Origin of the sequence: Paratractidigestivibacter sp., assembly GCF_052362415.1 — a bacterium.
GTDB lineage: Bacteria > Actinomycetota > Coriobacteriia > Coriobacteriales > Atopobiaceae > Paratractidigestivibacter.
The window spans coordinates 1-244 of the sequence record NZ_DAWEMK010000133.1 but is presented as its reverse complement, the minus strand read 5'-3'; the positions used below and the strand labels follow the sequence as shown (position 1 = coordinate 244).

The window sequence follows — 244 nt, the reverse complement described above, 5'->3', positions numbered from 1 at the left end:
CAACGTGATCAAGTGCCGCCCGCCCGGAAACCGCAATCCCCGCCCCGAGGAGATCGCCGCCTGCTCGCCGTTCCTTCGCGAGCAGATCCGCAGCGTGTGGCCCGACGTCATCGTCTGCCTCGGCAACTTCGCGTCGCAGTTCGTCCTGCGGACGAGCAAAGGCGTCATGAGCCTGCGCGGCCAGCTTCACCAGCAGGGCCACTTCGTCGTGTGCCCCACGTTCCATCCCGCCGCGTGCATCTAC

1 protein-coding gene is annotated in these 244 nt (G+C 67.2%); it reads left to right on the top strand.

The window, feature by feature from the left end; genetic code table 11:
• Nucleotides 1-244 (top strand): uracil-DNA glycosylase (locus ACT84W_RS09750; RefSeq protein ID WP_444329069.1); only part of this gene is annotated, 244 nt, incomplete at both ends.